The 17,884-nt window shown below is 70.9% G+C and carries 12 protein-coding genes; 6 read left to right on the forward strand and 6 right to left on the reverse strand.

From position 1 onward, the window contains the following. The first annotated feature begins 190 nt into the window (after positions 1-190). From WME98_RS32590 to WME98_RS32615, 6 genes are all read left to right on the forward strand, one after another. A complete protein-coding gene (locus WME98_RS32590) occupies positions 191-1,360 on the forward strand; it encodes a hypothetical protein (protein ID WP_437945588.1) in 1,170 nt (389 codons plus the stop codon). A 13-nt stretch (positions 1,361-1,373) separates the two neighbouring features. Continuing rightward, on the forward strand, positions 1,374-2,045 hold the full coding sequence (locus WME98_RS32595; protein WP_437336674.1) for a hypothetical protein: 672 nt from the start codon (positions 1,374-1,376) through the stop codon (positions 2,043-2,045). 208 nt (positions 2,046-2,253) lie between these two features. Further along, positions 2,254-4,173 (forward strand): ATP-binding protein, encoded by a 1,920-nt coding sequence (locus WME98_RS32600; RefSeq protein WP_437945589.1) that lies wholly within the window; start codon positions 2,254-2,256, stop codon positions 4,171-4,173. Between the two features lie 254 nt (positions 4,174-4,427). Then, entirely contained in the window at positions 4,428-4,811 is a 384-nt protein-coding gene (locus WME98_RS32605; RefSeq protein WP_061628355.1) for a response regulator, read from the forward strand. 378 nt (positions 4,812-5,189) lie between these two features. After that, complete coding sequence (locus WME98_RS32610; RefSeq protein WP_437945590.1) at positions 5,190-6,497, forward strand: ABC transporter substrate-binding protein; 1,308 nt, start codon at positions 5,190-5,192, stop codon at positions 6,495-6,497. 76 nt (positions 6,498-6,573) lie between these two features. Beyond that, complete coding sequence (locus tag WME98_RS32615; RefSeq protein ID WP_437945591.1) at positions 6,574-7,704, forward strand: substrate-binding domain-containing protein; 1,131 nt, start codon at positions 6,574-6,576, stop codon at positions 7,702-7,704. On the opposite strand, the gene WME98_RS32620 is transcribed toward WME98_RS32615, so the two are convergent. The 6 genes from WME98_RS32620 to WME98_RS32645 form a co-directional block, all read right to left on the reverse strand. Further along, positions 7,698-9,887 (reverse strand): TonB-dependent receptor plug domain-containing protein, encoded by a 2,190-nt coding sequence (locus WME98_RS32620; protein WP_437945592.1) that lies wholly within the window; start codon positions 9,885-9,887, stop codon positions 7,698-7,700. The genes WME98_RS32615 and WME98_RS32620 overlap by 7 nt on opposite strands. Before the next feature lie 51 nt (positions 9,888-9,938). Beyond that, entirely contained in the window at positions 9,939-12,773 is a 2,835-nt protein-coding gene (locus WME98_RS32625) for an ATP-binding protein (RefSeq protein ID WP_437945593.1), read from the reverse strand. A 3-nt stretch (positions 12,774-12,776) separates the two neighbouring features. Further along, complete coding sequence (locus WME98_RS32630) at positions 12,777-13,220, reverse strand: response regulator (RefSeq protein ID WP_020733683.1); 444 nt, start codon at positions 13,218-13,220, stop codon at positions 12,777-12,779. Between the two features lie 172 nt (positions 13,221-13,392). Beyond that, complete coding sequence (locus tag WME98_RS32635) at positions 13,393-14,424, reverse strand: hypothetical protein (RefSeq protein WP_437572165.1); 1,032 nt, start codon at positions 14,422-14,424, stop codon at positions 13,393-13,395. After that, on the reverse strand, positions 14,421-15,308 hold the full coding sequence (locus WME98_RS32640; protein WP_437945594.1) for a hypothetical protein: 888 nt from the start codon (positions 15,306-15,308) through the stop codon (positions 14,421-14,423). Before WME98_RS32640 ends, WME98_RS32635 begins: the two co-directional genes overlap by 4 nt. Before the next feature lie 749 nt (positions 15,309-16,057). Then, positions 16,058-17,713 (reverse strand): glycerol-3-phosphate dehydrogenase/oxidase, encoded by a 1,656-nt coding sequence (locus tag WME98_RS32645; RefSeq protein ID WP_437945595.1) that lies wholly within the window; start codon positions 17,711-17,713, stop codon positions 16,058-16,060. Positions 17,714-17,884 lie beyond the last annotated feature (171 nt).

Below are 17,884 nucleotides of genomic sequence, written 5' to 3' on the forward strand. Positions count from 1 at the left end.
GTCGCGCGCCCAGGTGACGCCGTGAGGCCCGGGCGCGCCGCCCGGCGTCGCGCGTCCATTGGCAGAGCGCCTTCGCCCCCTGCGTCCACTCCCGACTTGGCCCGGCCGGCTGCGGCGTTACGATCCCCGTGAATCGGCGGGTGGCCGGCAGGTGTCGAGTCCATCTGCGCCGCGAGCGAGGAAGGTCGATATGGCGGATCCGACCACGGAGAGCCCGCAGCCCGACGCTGCGCGCTCCATCGCGCTGGACTCCATCGAGTTCGTGTCCGATCACGGTCTGATGAAGGGCTGCGAGGGAGGGACCGGCTGGAGGAACGCAGGGGAGCCGTGCCCCCAGCCGGAGTGGACGCCGGAGCGGTCCGTCCCGGTGTCGATCTCGATGGGCCGGAGCGTCGTCATCCGGCTCGGGCTGTCGTCGAGCGGCGGCGCGCCCGCGGCGCCGGTCGCGATCCGCGGCGTAGGGCCGGCGGGGATCACCTTCGAGAGCGGGGGGACTACCGCCTTCGGCGCGCCCGTCGAGCTCACGTCCTCGCGGAAGATCGAGAGGAGGATCCAGAAGCTCAACCTCAACCTGAGCTGGTCGGCGGGCGGAGGCGCCTCGCTGTCGCCCGGCCGCACCGCGAACGTCGTTTATGTCACGATGGGCAGACCCCTGACCGACAGGCAGGATGTCTGGCAGGAAGACGGGGTGACCCTGAAGCGGATGGACAGGTCGGTCTCCTGGGTCGCGCCGCTCAACACCCTCGATCCACACGAGATCGTCGCGTCGATCATGGCCCGATTCCCGACGTACACGCTCGTGCCGAGCCCCAGGGTGCCCCGGGAGTACCACCACCCGACGTTCCTGAACGACCAGGGCGGGGCCTGGGCGATGACCGATTACGTGGAGGAGACGGGCGAGTGTCAGGCGATCGTCCGCCTCCTCCGCGGCATGCTGCGCCAGCTCGGGATTCCCGGGCGGACCCGGATCCTCGTGGTCTGGGGCGACCCCAACGTCGGCGGCGGGCGCAAGACGCTGTCGGCCGATCTGGAGGAGCGGCCGTGGGCGGGGCTCGACACGACGCAGATCGTGGGGGGCCGCGTGTGGCGCGCGGCGCTCATCGACGGCCCGGTCGAGGAGGGGAGGACGTACCCCGCCTCGCATACGCGCCTCCCCGACGGGACGCTCAGCCCCGGGCTCAACCGGTACGAGGCGTGCCTCGAGTTCTCGCACGGCGGCGTGACGCGGTACTACGCGGGCGGCGCCGGGGTGTTCGACAGCGTGGAGCCGATCCTGGGCGTCTTCTGGGGGCTCATCTGGTTCAGCTCGGCGCCGAACGAGGGGTTCCGCGTCGAGAAGATCGTGGCGACATACCGATAGTCCGGAGGTCTCGATGAACGCGCAGGAATGTCTCACGCACGAGGTGGACGCGAAGGTCGCGGCGTGGCTCTCGGCCGTGGCGCGCGTGCCGCCGGGCGGCTTCGCGCCGGTCGCGCGGTTCGACGACGTGCCGGCCCAGGCGCGCGCCGACTCGCTCTACTGGTGCGACTCCATCTTCAGGAGCGAGCTCAACCCGCACAACGAGGCGGTGGGGGCGCGCCACGCGCTCCATGCCGCCACGGACGACACGCCCGATCTGCTCCGCCACGAGTACACTGCGGGCGGGCTCGGGCTCACCGTCACCGAGGGGCGCAATTTCGTGCTCGTCCAGGTCGACCGCGCGAGCGTCGATATCCTCGCTCTGTGCGGCACGGACCGCGCCGCCGCCGCGCGCCGGGTGGCCGAGGCGATCTTCAACACGGGCATCGCGTCGGACACGGTGGGCGTCCCGATGACCTCCGGCCCGGTGGGCTGCCCCGGCGAGATGCCCGAGCTCGAGGAGGGGGTGACGATCGCGAGCAATCCGGCCGTGGATCCGGAGCGGCTCGCCTGCTGGAAAGACCGCACGGAGTGCGGTGTTCAAGACGGGAGGCTCTATTTCCTCTGCTACAAGAAGTCGTCGCAGCGCGCGGGGTTCGCGAACCCCTGGCAGTGGTTCGACGACCAGAGGACCGGGGTCGGGTGACGCGCGGAGAGGCGTGAGGCGGCGGAGGAGAGCGGGGTAGGGGAGGGGAAGCCGCGGCGGCGGGGAGCGGGAGGAGGAGGGGGGAGGAAAGGAAGGAGGGGGGAGGAGGGGAGAGCAGGGGAGAGCAGGAGCGCGCTGCGCCGGTATTGCGTCTGCGCGCCGCGCGCGGGATGTTGCGCGGGTGGCGGGAGCACAGCATCCCAGGGTCTTGATCTTCCCAGGCGGCTCCGCGGGCGCGGCGCAGGCGCTCGCGGCCGCCCGCGGCTACGTCGCGGCCGTGGCCCGGGACATCGAGGCGGGGCTGGATCTCCTGGCGACCCAGCCGTTCGACGTGGCCGTGCTCGGGGCCGAGGGGCCGCTCCCCGAGGCGCTCGCGCTCTGCCGGAGGCTGCGCGCGGCGCCGGGCGGCGATCGCGTGGCCGTGGTCGCCGTCACCGGGAGCGCCGGCGCGGCCACGGCGCTGCTCGAGGCGGGCGCGACGGTCGTGGCGGAGGCGAGCGAGCCGTCGATCGCGATCCAGCTCGACGCCGCGGTGTGGTGGACGCGGCGGCCGTCGGCGCACGCGGCCGGCCGGGCGCCGGCGGAGCGCGCGCTGCTCGAGCGCGCCGCGCGCTCCTTCCGCGACGCGTCCACGGAGGTGATCGGCCTGTTCGTGTGGGACGCGGCGGGGGGCATCCTCGACGCGAACGACGCGTTCCTCGGCATGATCGGCTACGCGCGCGAGGACGTCGAGGCGGGCCGCCTGAACTGGGTGGCGATCACGCCGCCCGAGCTCCGCGACGCGGACCAGCGCGCGCTCTCGGAGGTCCTGAAGCACGGGATCTGCCCGCCGTTCGAGAAGGAGTTCCTCGCCCGCGACGGGCGGCGCCTGCCGGTGCTCCTCGCCCCCGCGCTGGTCGAGGGGTCCCGCGATCGCGGCGTCTGCTTCATCGTCGACATGACGGCGCGCAAGGCCGCCGAGGACGCGCTCCGCGCGAGCGAGGAGCGCATGCGGCTCGTCGTGCGCGCCACGAGCGACGCGTTCTGGGACTGGGACCTCTCCTCGGGGCGCGTCACCGGGAGCGAGCGCATGCGGAGCTTCTACGGCACGGGCGGCGCCGACATCGAGGAGGACGCGGTGTGGTGGTTCGAGCGCGTCCACCCCGACGATCGCGACCGCGTGATGAACGGGCTCAGGCGCGCGATGGAGGGGAGCGACGGCACGTTCGAGCTCTGGTACCGGTGCGTGCTCGCGGACGGCAGCTACGCCGACGTCCACGACCGGGGCATCGTCATGCGCGACGCGTGCGGCAGGGCGTACCGGATGCTCGGGGCCGTGTCCGACGTCACCGAGCGCCGGCAGCTGGAGGCGCGGCTCCTGCTCGCCGATCGCATGGCCTCGCTCGGCACGCTCGCGGCCGGGGTGGCGCACGAGATCAACAACCCCCTCGCGTACATGGTCGCGAACGTGGATTTCGCGCGCAAGGAGCTCCGCCAGAAGGGCGCCGCCGCGCGCATCGACGCGCTCCTGTCGGCGCTCGACGAGGCCGCGGAGGGCGGCGCGCGCGTCCGGCACATCATGAGCGGCCTGAAGACGTTCTCGCGCGCCGACGACGGCGAGCTCGGCCCGGTCGAGGTCGACCGCGTGATCCAGCTCGTGCTGCGGATGGCGCAGCAGCAGATCCGGAGCAAGGCGCGGCTCGTCGTGGAGCTCGGCGCGGTGCCGCCCGTCCACGCGAACGAGGCGCAGCTCGGCCAGGTCATCCTGAACCTGCTCGTGAACGCCGCGCAGGCGCTGCCGGACGGGAAGGAGGCGGAGAACGAGATCCGGATCACCGCCGCGCCCGCGCCGCCCGGCCGCGTGCGCATCGAGGTGCGCGACACCGGGCCGGGGATCGCGCCCGAGCTCCAAAGCCGCATCTTCGACCCGTTCTTCACGACGAAGCCGATCGGGGAGGGGACGGGGCTCGGCCTCGCGATCTGCCACGGCATCGTGACGAGCTTCCGGGGCGAGATCGCGGTGGAGAGCGAGGTCGGCAAGGGCGCGTGCTTCCGCGTGCTCCTGCCCGCGTGGCGCGCGGGCGCCGGCGAGGATCGCGACGGCGCGCCGGGCGACGCCGACGAGGTCCCCGGGGAGGCCGCGCAGTAGGCGTGGCGCGCCGTCCTCGACGGAGATGCCTCGAGGGAGAGGGGGGAGGCCTCTCCCTCGAGGACCGCGCGCCGGGCTCGGGCGGGCTGCGCGCCGCTTCGTGGCACTGGCCGCTTGCGGCGGCGGTTGCGCGCGCTCAAGGTGCTTCACGGGCCCCATGAACGCTCGATCGGTCAGGGCCGCAGCTGGGCTGCCCGGCGGAGCAGCGGGAAGGGAGCGCGCCGCGCGGCGCGGTCCGGTGGTGAGGTTCGAGGATGATCGAGAAAACGGGCCGCATCCTGGTCGTCGAGGACGATCTGGACATCAGGAGCATCCTCTCGCAGCTCCTCGCGTTCGAGGGCTATGAGGTCGAGGAGGCGGCGGACGGCGCCGAGGCGCTCGCGCTGCTGCGCAAGGACGGGCCACCCGCGCTGATCCTGCTCGATCTCATGATGCCGATCATGGATGGATGGCAGCTCCGCGCCGAGCTCCAGCGCGACCCTGCGCTCTCGTCGGTCCCGGTGGTCATCGTGTCCGCCGACGTGCGGGCCGAGCAGGAGGCGTCGCGCCTCTGCGCCGCGGGGCTCCTGAAGAAGCCGCTCCAGATCGAGCCGTTGCTCGAGCTGGTCCACCGCATCTGCGGCGCGCCGGCGCGGTGAGCCGGGCTGGCCCGGCCGCCGTATCGGCGGATCGCATCCGCCGTTGACGCTCACCCCGCTCGCTCGGCGCCGCGCCCCTCGACTCGGCCCTCATGGGTTCGTCCGTCCGCGCGCATGCGCTCACCTCTCGGCCTGAACACCGCGCTCGACGGACAGAGAGCGCGGCAGGTGAGCAACGGTATTGGTCGGTGTGTGTTCTGTATCGCATCAGCGCGTGAGTCGTCGTTCCAGGACTCGTCGCTTGTGCTCATGTGCCCTTGACAGAACGGAGCTCGATGTGATGGCGTATCCCGCGGGGGAAGAATGTACCTTCGGATGCCTGCCACGCCGCATCGCCTCCGCCGAGCCGGCGTGTGCGTCGCCCCTCGCCGACGAAGCATGCGCTGGGTGGAGATCGGGCTCTCGGTGGGAGTCGCGTCCCTGCTCTCGGCCTCGTGCACGCCCGAGGAGCCCGGTCGACCCGAGAACGCGATCGTCCTCGGGGCACTCCTGCCCTTCTCCGGCAGCGAGTCGTCCATCGGCCGCAACCTCGAGCAAGCGATGTTGCTCGCGGTCCAGGACCTGAACGCCGCGGGGGGGATCGACGGGCGGCCGTTCCACCTCCGGAGCCGAGACAGCCACTCCAGCTCGGAGCGCGGGTTCGATCAGCTGCTCCACCTGCTCTACACGGATGAGGTCCATTACCTGATCGGGCCAGAAGAGAACTCGCTCGCCAACAAGAGCGTGCAGGAAGTGAAGCTGGCCGACGCATTTCAAATGCTGCCGGGCTATGCCGCGCCCCCCGTCGCGCGCAGCGAGGCGGACGGGGGCTGGATGCGGCTCGCCCCTTCCGCGTTCGACGTCGGCTGCACGCTGGCGCGCCTCGCCTTCGACGACGGCATCCCCACCGTGAACACCCTGGCCGCGTGGGACGACTACAACACCAGCGTCAGCAGCGAGTTCACCACCCACTTCGCGGCGCTCGGGGGGAGGAGCCTCGCCTCGGTGACGTTCAGGCCGGGCCAGCAGACGTATGCGAGCAAGATCGAGTCCGCCTTCGACGCGAAGGCCGGCCGGACGCTGCTGGCCGCGTATCCCCGCACCGGCTCGACCATCGTGACCGAATGGACCGTCTTCGGGCGCCCGGGCACCTGGTTCCTCGGTCCCGCGCTGCGCACCGAGGTGCTCCTCGCCAACATCCCGACGGGCGCTCTCGACGGGTACGTCGGGGTGTCGCCGTCGCTCAGCCTGCGGAGCGAGTGCCGCGCGACGGCCGAGGGCCAGGGGGCGGTGGACTGCGCGACGGGCAACGCCGACGCCTTCATCGGGCACTTCTCCAGCGGGTGGGACGGCGAGGCGCCGCTGCCCGCGGCGCACTTCTATTACGACGGGGTCGTCCTCATCGCGATGGGCCTCGTGTACGGCCAGGCGAAGACCGGGGAGATCCCGACCTCGGGGCACGAGCTGCACGAGATCATCCGCGAGCTCAACGACCCGGCCCACGAGGCGGCCTCGTGGCGCGACCTGCCGGCGGCGATGACCAAGCTCCGCGCGGGCATCCCGCTCCGCTACGTCGGCGCAGCCGCTGAGTACGAGTTCGATAGATACGGGGCGAACAGGCATTACTTCATGCAGCTGTGGACCGTCGACGGCGACGCCTTCGTCGATCTCGACCCCGTCCCCGTCGGCTGCTTTCCCGGGCGATGAGCCCGCTGCCAGATCGGAGCTTCACGTAAGGATACCGCGCGTGACCGGATGAACCACGGACCGTAAAGGGGGTCTCATGAACAGGATTGGACGACGCTGGGTGGCGGCCTTCGGGCTCGCGCTGATGACGGCGGCATGTGGATCGGGCGACACCACCGGCGAGGGCGAGGAAGCCGCGCCCATCAAGCGCGCGCCGACGCCCGCGAGCGAGTTCACCGCGACGGAGATCGAGGCGACGCTCGACGCGCTCGTCGCCGAGATCAACGAGGGTGCCATCGAGCCGATGCAGATGGCGATCCTGCTGAAGGCCCTCGGCGGGTTCTTCACGCCGATCGCCACGGGGGCGAACCGGGCCATGAGCGAGCTCGGGGTCACGGGGAACGTGGTCGGGCCCAGCGGAACGGGGGGCAATCAGCAGCAGAGGGCGGAGGCTCAGAATGAGCAGATTGGACAGGCGGTGACAGACGGCGCCGAAGGGATCGGTATCTCCCCCTTCGGCGACGCCATCGCGGCCGGCATCGACGCGGCCGTCGCCGACGGGGTTCCTGTGGTGACGCTCGACACCGACGCCAAGAGCTCGAAGCGCTTGATCTATGTCGGGACCATCAGCGAAGCGGCCGGTAAGACGGCAGGAGAGACCCTGCTCAAGCTGCTGCCCGGGACGCCGGGGACGGTGGTGATCCACGGCAACGTCGACCCGTCCTGGCTCGACGGGCTGAACCGAATGCAGGGGGCCCGGGGCGTCCTCGAGAAGGCCGGTTACAAGATCGCGGTGCGTCAAGTCACCTGGGGCCCGAACGGGGAGGTCGATGACGTCGCGGAAATGAAGGCCGTCATCGAGACCGCTGACCCGCCCGTCGTGGGGCTGCTCGGCCTGCACGACATCTCGTACCGGTGCGCGATGGCCGCGGAGGCCGCGGGCCGGACGGACCTCCCGGTCGTCGCCTTCGACTACGATCTGAAGACCGTCGAGTACATGCGTCAGGGGCTCATCAGGGCGACGCACACCCAGCGGCAGTACTACGCCGGGTACCTCGTGCCCTACATCCTCTACGGCATAAAGACCATCGGCCTCGAGGCGACCAAGAAGGCCCTCGCCCCGCAGATGTTCGACGAGAGCCGGCTCGACGTCGGCCTGGACGTGGTGCTGTCGACCAAGGTCGACGAGTACAACCTCTTCCTCGACTCGCTCGGCGCGACTCAGTAGCGGTGCCGTAGCTCGAGGAAGACCTCGCGCGGCGAGAGCGGGTACTCGAAGCCCGAGAACCCGGGGTCCGGACCGGTGGCGCCGAGGAGGTTCTTGGCGCGGAGCGCGACGGTCGTCTCGTGACCCGGAATCACCCACAGGTTGCGCGCCACCAGGCTGGCGTTCCACAGGAGATACGGCGGCAGGTCGAAGCTGCGGCCGTTCTCCAGGATGCTCGCGTCCGCGGCGCGGCGCGGGCCGACGACGATCCCCTGCGTCGAGAGCTCCAGCGGGAGGGAGCTCGGCGACGGCAGCTTCACGTAGGCGCCGGCCCGGGCGACCCAGGTCGGGTAAGCGACCATCGCGGGACCGACCAGATCGGCCTGATAGCCCACCTGGCCGGAGTCCCGGGTCGAGTGGACCGTCTCGAACGACGCGTAGCCGCCGAGGGCGTCGCCGCGCCGCAGCTCGGCGCGCGTCGCCCAGAACACGGACGTCTGGCTGGCGAGGTTCTCGGCCGTCTGGTTGATGCCCCGCGGGACGAACTCTGCTTTGTCGTTCAGGCGGCTGTAGGACACGCTCGTGCTCGCCGAGGCCCAGGCGGTCGGCCGCCACGTCACCTCGGCGTCCACGGTGTGGATGCGCTGAGGCCTGAGATCCACGTTGCCGATCACGTCGCCCGGGACGAGGGGCTCGGCATAGAGCAGATACGGGGAAGGCGCCTTGAAGGCGCTGCCGTACAAGAGCTTCGCCACGACCGTCTTCCCGAGGTGCGACGTCGCCCCGAAGCGGCCGGTCATCTGATTGCCGTATTTGCTGTGGCGATCGTAGCGGAAGCCGCCGGTCAGCTTCAGCCAGGGATCCAGCAGCTTGAGGTTGGCGCTGAGCAGCGCCCCGACGTCGACCAGCTCGGCCGAGAGCCGCTCACGCTCCGGCGAGCCGAACGCCTCGCCCGTGAGCTTGCTGATCCGGCGGAAGGACGGCAGGTCCTCTTTGTCGTAGATGGACTCGAGGTTCAAGATCACGTTGAACCGGTCCCACGGGACCCACCGGAGCTCGACGTTGGCGTCGACGCCGCGGTAGGCCATGCGCCGCTCGATGTAGTACCAGCCGCCGGCGACGTCCACGCGGTCGCCCGGCAGGACGCCGCCCTGGAAGTACGTGCCCTGCACCGCGAACGCGAGCTCTCGGTTCAGCTGGAAGAGCCCGTCGAGCGCCACGCGGCGCTGTTGCAGGCTGATCACGGTGCCGGCCTCGCGCCCGGAGGCGTCCGTTCCGCCGGTGAGCTGCGCCCACTGCGCGAAATCGCCGCCGCGCCGGAAGCCGGACCAGTACGCGCTGAGCGCGAGGTGGTGGCCGTGGCTCGGATCGCGGAACGCGATGCGCGAGCCGACCACCCCGGAGAGGCGCTCGAGGTTCTGGGCGTCGACGCGCCCCTCGTTGTACATCGGGACGCGGGGGGCCGGGGACTGGCGAGGCATCTCCAGGCCGCTCCGATCGTCGAGCTCACCCGCGGCCGAGATCATCATGTCGAAGCGGCCGCTGCTCCAGCCTCCCACCACGTCGAGGCGGCCGCTCGGGTGATCCTTCGTCACGCCGGCGTGCACCGTGCCGTCGACGAAGGGGATGTCCTCCGGCGACAGGGTGATGATGTTGACGACGCCGAGGAACGCGTCCGCGCCGTAGAGCGCCGACGCCGGGCCGCGCACGACCTCGATCTGCTTGATGGCCGACAGCGGGATCAGCTCCGTGCCCAGCCAGTTGCCGCTGGTGGTCCGGAACGCGACCGAGCGACCGTCGATCATCACCTTGATCCCGCCGCTCTCGGCCCCGAGCCCGCCCGTCATCCCCTGCACGCCGGCGTTCGGCAGGATGTGGTCGTCCACCAGGTAAAAGCCGATGACGTGCTGGAGCGCCTCGCCGACGCTCTTGTACCCCCAGCGCCGGATCTCCTCGGCGGTGATCGCCGTCACGAGGGCGGGCGCGTCGTCGAGGGTCTCCAGCGTCTTGCTGGCGGTGGACACCTCGACGTCGAGCAGCCGCAAGAGGTCGACGCCCTCGAGCGCGTCATTGCGCTGCGCTTCCCCCGCGGACCTCGGCTCTCCCGGTGCCGTCGCGGCCGTCGGCTGAGCCCACGCGGCGCCCGGCGTCGCGGCGAGCACCAGGGCAACAATCCACTTGGTATCGAGCGAGGCAAAGGTCATGCGGGTACGCTTCGTTCTGAGCCTGCGGCCATGGTGGAATAGGGCCAATCGTCAGCTCGCCTTGGCGGTGGCGGCGAGCTCCTGCCGCAGGGCGACGCTGACAGAATCGAACTCCTGCCGTAGCCGCGAGAGGTCGCCCTTCCGCGGCAGGTCGCCGTCGCGGGCGGCGAGCTGGATCTTCTCCGCCAGCTCGGCGACGCGCGCCGCGCCGATCGACAGCATGCTGCCTTTCAGCTTGTGCGCGCTCGCCGTCACCTCTTTGGTCATGGCCTCCTTGAAGGCCGACTCCAGGCTGTCGAGCTGCCCCGGCACGTTCTTGAGGACGAGCTCGATCAGCTTCCGCGACCGCGGGACCTCGGGGTCGAGCACGGGCAGGGCCGCCGACGGCCTGTCGGCGTCGGGGAGCGGCGGGCCCGGCTCCGGCTCGTCCCGGTTCAGCACCACGTGCCGCCACAAGGTCTTCTGCAGCGACTGCGGTCGCACCGGCTTGGCCAGGTAGTCGTCCATCCCGGCGGCGAGCACCCGGTCCCGCTCGCCGACGAGGGCGTGCGCGGTCAGCGCGATGATCACCGTGTGGCGGCCGATCCCGCGCTCCCACTCGCGGATCTGCTGGGTGGCGGTGTATCCGTCCATGACCGGCATCTGGCAGTCCATGAGGACGGCGACGTACTGCTTTTGCTTGACGCACTGGAGCGCCTCCAGGCCGTTGCTGGCGGTCTCCACGCGCAGGCCCAGCTGCTCCACCTGCTCCATCGCCACGTAACGGTTGATCTCGTTGTCGTCGACGACCAAGACGGGGAGCTTGCTCGCGATCCGGCCCGGCTCCACGCCGGGCTTGCTGACGGGCGCGGCCGCGGCCCCCGTCAGCGCGCTCTGCAGCGTGTTGTAGAGCTCGGACACGCGGAGCGGCTTGGGGAGCTGCGTGACGACGCTGGACTCCAGCCCGCTCAGCGCCACGCTCGAGCCCATGTGGTAGAGCGCCACGATGGGCAAACGGTGGAGCCCCGGCACCGACTGGACGGTCCGGACGAACTGCTCGAGGCCGAGATCGTCCATCTGGGCGCCGACGACGGCGGCGCTGAACGGCCGCTGCTCGAGCAGCCCGAGCTCCAGCCGGTTGATCGCGTCTCTCCCGGAGGCCGTGGCCTCGGCGTCGAAGCCCCAGGCCACGAGGTGCTCCACGACGACGTCGCGCCAGCTCTTGCTGATCTCCACCACGAGCGCGCGGCGCCCGCTCGCCCACTCGGCCGACCGGATCTGCTCGGCCCCGGCCGTGACCCCGACCTTGATCGTGAACCAGAACCGGCTGCCCTGCCCCGGCGTGCTGTCGACGCCGATCTCTCCGCCCATCGCCTCCGCCAGGTGCTTGCTGATCGCGAGGCCGAGGCCGGTGCCGCCGTGCTTGCGGACCAGCGAGCCGTCCACCTGCGTGAAGGCGGAGAAGAGCTTCTTCTGGTCGTCGGCCGCGATGCCGGGGCCCGTGTCCACGACGGCGAGCTTGAGCACCGCGGAGGCCTTGTCCTGCTGCGCCGTGGTCGCGTCGATCAGCACCTCGCCGCGCTCGGTGAACTTGATCGCGTTGCCGACCAGGTTCGTGAGCACCTGGCGGAACCGGTCGGGGTCGCCCACGACGCCGGTGGGGACGCGGCGCTCCACGCGGTACACGAGCTCGAGGCCCTTCTCGTGCGCCTGGCTCGCCATCAGCTCCGCCACCTCCTGCACGACGAGGCGCAGATCGTAGGACACGTGCTGCGCCACGTACTTGCCGGCCTCGAGCTTCGAGAAGTCGAGGACGTCGTTGATGATCGCCATCAGCGTGTTCGCGGAGGCGTCGACGGTCTCCACGTAACGCCGCATCTTGCCGTCGAGCGCCTGGCTCTGCATGAGCCGGATGACCCCGAGGATCCCGTTCATCGGCGTCCGGATCTCGTGGCTCATGTTGGCGAGGAACTCGCTCTTCAGCCGCGACGCCTCGAGGGCCTGCTCGGTCTTGACGCGCAGCTCCTCGAAGGCGTGCTCGTTGGCCTCGACCATGCTGTTGAACGCGGCGCCGAGCAGCTCGAGCTCGTCGCCGCTCGAGATCTGCACGCGCTCCCAGCTCTTCCGCGCCGTGCCGGTCGACTCGGCGAGCGGCGCGTTCGCGCGGAGCCCGGTGGCGATGGCCCCCGCGGCCGAGCGCAGCGCGAGCAGCGGCTCCGTGATGTGGACCGCGACGCGCTTGACGAGGAAATAGCTCGCCGCGACGCAGCCGAGGATCAGCGCCACGATCAGGCCGAGCGTGGTCGCGAGCCGGCTCCTCGCGAGCTCGCGGGCGTGGGCCATCCGCTCGGCGACGCTCTTCGTGCTGATGCCGTAGATCACGGTCCCGGCCTGGGTCCCCTCGGAGACGACCGGGGCCGAGACCTCGAGGACGTCCACCCCGCCCATGGGGTTCGCCCGCCGCTTCAGCGCCGGCCGGGGCTGGTGTTCCGTGCTGATGCCGAGCGCCTGCAGATCCTTCGCCGTGAGGGCCGGCGCGTCCTTCGCGGCGCTCGCGGGGCCGAGCCCGCTCGCCGCCCAGACCCGGCTCTCCGAGTCGACGAACAGGCCATACGCGATGTCGCTGTTCTCCGAGACCGTCTGGTAGATGAGCGCCTTGACGTCCCCGAACAGGTTGTCCGCCACCAGGCTGCGCAGCGCCAGCGACTGATTGAAGCCGAGCAGGCGCGCCTTCTCCTCGAGGCCGCCGAGGAGCTCCTGCTCGCGCGTGGCCTGGACCTCGCGATCCGTGGAGTAGATGAGGGCGCCGCTCGACAGGAGCGTGGCGCCGCCGAGGAGCAGGAGCGCGCCCAGGATCAGGCGCAGCAGCTTGTTACGGAGCGAGCCGTGGGAGTTCGGGGTGGGCATGACTCAGCGTGGACGCCGCGACGAGGCCGGCGGGGGCGCGGAGAGGGTCGTCACCGACGAGGTCGCGCCGCTCTTCGCGGCGCGCGCGGCCACCGCGCGCTCGACCGCGGGCGCCAGGGCGACGTGCAGCTTGGATTTCGAGACGATGCCGTCGGCGCCGACCTTCTCGCCGATCGCGCTCAGCTGCTCGACGTCGCAGCCGGAGACGAGGATGATCCCGAGGTTCGAGAGGTGCGCGTTCTCCCTGAGCAGCTTGGCCAGCTTGTCTCCGTTGATGGTCGGCATGTTGATGTCGAGCGCGACCACGGTGATGCCGTCCCGCTTGATGACCGACGTCGCGCCGATGGGGGTGGCCAGCTCGGAGACGACGTAGCCAGCCCTGACGAGGACGTTGCACATCGCCTCGCGGGCGATCTCGTCGTCGTCGATCACGAGCACCCGGATCACGAGCGCATCCTCCGGGGCAGCCGCAGGGCCGCGCGACGCTCCCGCCGCGGCGAGGCCGGCGAGGCGCAGCGATGACGACCTTGGAGGGCGCGAGCCGACCCGCAGCTTCGGGGACCTGAATGCATTTGAAAAGGCAACGGCATGGCGTCTCCAGTCCCCCTCCGAACTGCGGTTACCGACCGACGAGAAAGTCAACCTTTCCGAACTGGCTGGAATCGAGGCCGAAGCGCCGCGCGAGCCGCACGTCGACCAGGCGCTTCACGGAGATGGGCAGGCGGACGTCCGACGCACGGAGCTTCCAGTCCGCGTCCCCGAGCTCGTAGAGGAGATCCGCCGCCTGCAGCGTGAGCGCCTGCGTGTCGGGGATGGCCGCGAACGTCCCGAACTCCGCGTGCTCGTTCACGAGGGAGCGCACCGCCACGACCACCGGCGCGCCGAGCCGATCCACGTACGGCAGCCAGACGTCGGTGAGGAACGTCGGGCTCAGCAGGCCATTGTCATTCGGCAGCCAGATCGCGTCAACCTCGGCGCGCTGGAGCCTCACCAGCGCGGCGCGGAGGTCCTGGACGCGCGGCTTGTTCGAGAGCTCCTGCTTCACGAACGCCAGCTTCTCCACCTGCATCAGGGCTTCTTGCCGGGCGATGTGGCTGGCGAAGCCCTGGCGGTACACGACGCCGACCTGGCGGACGTCGAGGCCCAGCGTGCGCAGCCCCACCATGGCGGTGACCGCCGGCACCTCGTACGAGATCGCCACCGAGTTGGGGACGGTGCGCTGGAGCTCCTCGGCGAAGGACGACATCAGGATCAGCGCGACCGGCGGTGTCGGGGCGGCGCGCACCCAGCTGCGGTACAGGAGCACGGTCGAGTTGTTGACCAGCACCACCGCGCGCGGGCGATCCCTCGACACGATCCGCCCCACGGCCTCGGGGCCCGACTCCTCGACGCGCAGCGGGGAAATGGTGACACGGTATTCGTCGGAGAGCTCGACGCGGAGCGATTTCAGCATGTCCTCGAGCTGCGAGTCCGCGGGAGCGATGATGGAGATGACCGGCTTGCCGTCCGGAGGCGGCGCCTCGGACAGCGGGGCCGGATCTCTGGCGGCCTGCGGGGACGGGCCCGGCGAGCAGCTCAGGGGCAGGAGGAGCCCGAGCAGGGTGGAGGCTCGCCAGAGCGAGCGCGGACCGCGCGGACGCGTCGATCTCATCGCCATTCGTCCACCCCCAGATCCGCCAGCACGTGCTTCGGGAGCCTCCGGATCGCGCCCTCGATCGATTGACGCTCGCTCAGGAACGTGACCGCCACAAGCCCGACCTTGGCGGTCGAGAGACTCAGGATCGTGAAGCTCATCTTGCTCTTGGACTCGAAATCGGCGCGGAACCGCTCCGGCAGGAGCACCGCGTCGGCCGTTTGAAACTGGAGCAGCTGCAGCAGATCTTCGATCTTGGTGACGCGCTGGACCTCCGGCGCGTCGTTCACGCCGAGCAGACCGGCGACGAACCTCGGGAGCGACTTTCGCTCGACCAGGTCGACGATGCCGTACCGGAAGGAGGAGAGCATGTCCCTGGCCAGCAATTTCGTCGAGACCAGGAGGTATTGCTCTGCGTCGCTCCCCGCCCTCAGACCCTGGAGGTCGACGCCCCGGTTGAGCGACGTCAGGACCGGCCTGGGCGACAGCGCCGCGTTCGGCGGGCTGACCTCGAGCGCCGTCTTGAAATCGCTCAGCTTGCCGAACACCGTCACGTCGACGCCGGGCATCGCGTCCTCGATCTTCTGCTCGAGCGCCCGAGCGCGAAGCGGCGTGACGGCATAGACATAGAGCGTGGCCTCGGGGCCGGCCGTGAGCGGCGAACTGAGCAGCAGGAGACAGCTCCCGAGGAGCAGCGCCGCGGCGAGCAGCGCCGCCGGCGCCCGCGGGGGCTGGACGGCCCGGCGCTGGCGGCGGAAGGCTCCGGCCAGCCGAGCGGCGAGCAGCTCGGCGATGCGGCGAAATGTCCCCGGCCGGACCGGCGCCGCCAGAGGGTCGTTTGGCCGCGCACAAGGCGGACTCCAACGGTGCGCGATCCGCGCTGGGGATGCGAGCTGCCCCAAGGCCCGCTCGACCGCTGATCGCGATCCCCGTGTGGAACGCCTGCGACTCCTTTCCACCCGCTTCATCCCCTCCTGGTCATCGTAAGAGGACAGCGTAACCGACGATTAACCCTCCTTGTCAAGCGCCCGAGAGGAGGCGATCGTGTCAAGCGCCGAGAAGCGGCGAAGGCATGATCCGAACGAGCTTGGCGAACGGCGGGCCCTGGAGAGGGGAACAACACACTCGCGGGCCGCGCCGCGCAAAACTAGCGCCACCGTGATCCCGGCCGGCGTCGCCGCTTACGCGCGGCACACCGGTGCGCGCGCGACGCGTGCTGCCGTCTCAGGGCTGGATATCGCGCGCCTGTCGCCCGCGCGCGCCGCCATCTCCTCACTTGCAGTTGTGGCGCGCCGCAGCGCGTCTCAGGCCCTTCCTGCGGGTGGATTCTGGCGCTGGCGATCCGGAGCGCCGCAGCACATCGTGCCTCGCCGACCTACATGTGGAGCGATGAGGCACGGAATGGCAGATGACTTCACCTTGCCACGCACCGGGCGTGCAAAGGGGGGACGCCCGCGCCCTCCGTCGCCGGGGCCCGGCGGTGGCCCGATTCGCCCCGGCGTGATTCACATGAAGGCGGGAAGAGCAGTGATCTTTTCTTCCCGCCTCCCCGCCTTCATGTTCGAATCCGGCCACCACCCGCGGCCCGGTGGGGCCTTGTTCAATGGCGGGATCGCCGCGCGGTGGAGCGCGGTCCGCCCGAGGCGCGGCGCTACCTGACCGGCTGCGCCGCGGGGGGCGCCTCCCCCTCCGCGCGCTCGCGGGCGCCGTGCTGCTCCTGGAAGTACTCCGAGAGCCGCCGATCGGCGTCGTCCCCGAAGAGGATCCGGCACGCCTCCCGGAGGCCGGGCGACCTCGCGAGCTCGCCCGCGCGGATGAGGAGCGAGATCTTCGTGCGCCGCCGCAGGAAGTCCTCGAGCTTCACGATCATCTCGTGCCGCGCGGCGTGCGCGATCTCGCACCGCACGTCCTCTGCCCCCTCGATCAGCGCCTCGGCCATCCTCGGGTCGCGCCGGATCTCCTCGAGCAGCTCGCGCGCCGCTGCGCCGTACCGGCGCCACAGCCGCGCGCTGAGCTGCTCCGCGGCGCGCGGCGGCGTCAGCGCGTCGAGATCGAGGCGGCGCGCCGTTTGGAAGAACTCGTGACGAACCTCCTCGGCCGGCTCGCCGTACCAGCGCAGCGCCGGGCGGGGCAGCGCGACGCCGAGCTCCTCCACGGCGGCGCAGATCTCCTCGCCCACGTTGATGCAGTCGGTGAGCTTGCCGCCGAAGATGCTCACGTGGGCCTGCGCGCGGTCGACCTCGATGGCGTGCTTGCGCGAGAGCTGCAGCCAGTCCTCGCCGCCGCCGCCGTTCGCGACCGCGAGCGGGCGCACCCCGCAGCGCTCGGCGATGACGTCCGCCTCGGTGAGCGGCCGCGGCAGGTCGAGGCGCTTGTTGATGTTCGACAGCACGAAGCGCCGATCCTCGGGCGTCACCACGGCGTGAGGGCTCTCGACGCGGGTGTCGGTCGTGCCGATGCACGTCCTCGGGCCCATCGGGATCACGAAGAACAGCCGGCCGTCGTCGGCGAAGAACGTCAGCACCCGGCGGCTCGGGGTGAGCCGCTCCACGATGAGGTGGATGCCCTTCGAGAAGATGTGCCTGTGGCTCGTCCGCTGGCCGGTGAGCGCGTTGTGCGCGTCCACGAACGGCCCGCAGGCGTTCACGAGCACGCGCGAGCGGATGGCGAGCTCCCGCCCCGTCACGACGTCGCGGGCGCGCGTGAGCCACGCGTCCCCCTCGCGCCGCGCGCCGAGCGACTCGACGTAGTTGGCCGCCCGCGCGCCGTGATCGAGCGCGGCGCGGACGAAGCCCCAGACGAACCGCGCGTCGTTGTCGACGAGGTACGCGTCGGAGTACTCGAATCCTCCGTCGCAGCCGTCCAGGTTGATGATGGGCTCTTCCCGCGCCATGACCCGGCGGGAGAGCAGGCGGGGGATCTTCGTGAAGAAGCTGCCGATGATCCAGTAGAGCCAGGTGCCGAGGAAGAGCTTGAAGAGGCCGTGGCGGAACCCCCGCTCGTGCGCGGTATAGAACCGGATCTCCTGCACCGACGACGGATAGCTCCTGAGCAGGAGGTTCCTCGACTTGCAGAGCTTCCGCACGAGCGGAAACTCGAAGCTCTCCATGTACTTGATGCCGCCCCAGGCGAGGTTCGACGACTCCTGGCTCGTGAATCCGGCGAAGTCGCCGCGGTCGATCAGCGCGACCTTGGCCCCCTTCGCGGCGAGGGCCGCGGCGGCGACGGCGCCGTTGATCCCGGCGCCGAGGACGAGGACGTCGAAGGTCCCGCGGCTCAAGCTGTCGATGTTCGTGGCCCGCAGCATCGATGGCGACCCGGCGTGAGGCGCGGCTCTCGCGCCACCGGAGCTCTATCACGTCTCCGTGGCTCCGGGGGCGGCGGGCGGGCCGAAAAGCGCCGCTCCGCCGGCGTGACGCGCGCGCGCCGCGCGCGGCGCGACGCCGCGTGGGCGCGCGCCGCGCCGCCGCTCCGCCCC

Origin of the sequence: Sorangium sp. So ce296 (assembly GCF_051529605.1) — a bacterium.
Lineage (GTDB): Bacteria > Myxococcota_A > Polyangia > Polyangiales > Polyangiaceae > Sorangium > Sorangium cellulosum_D.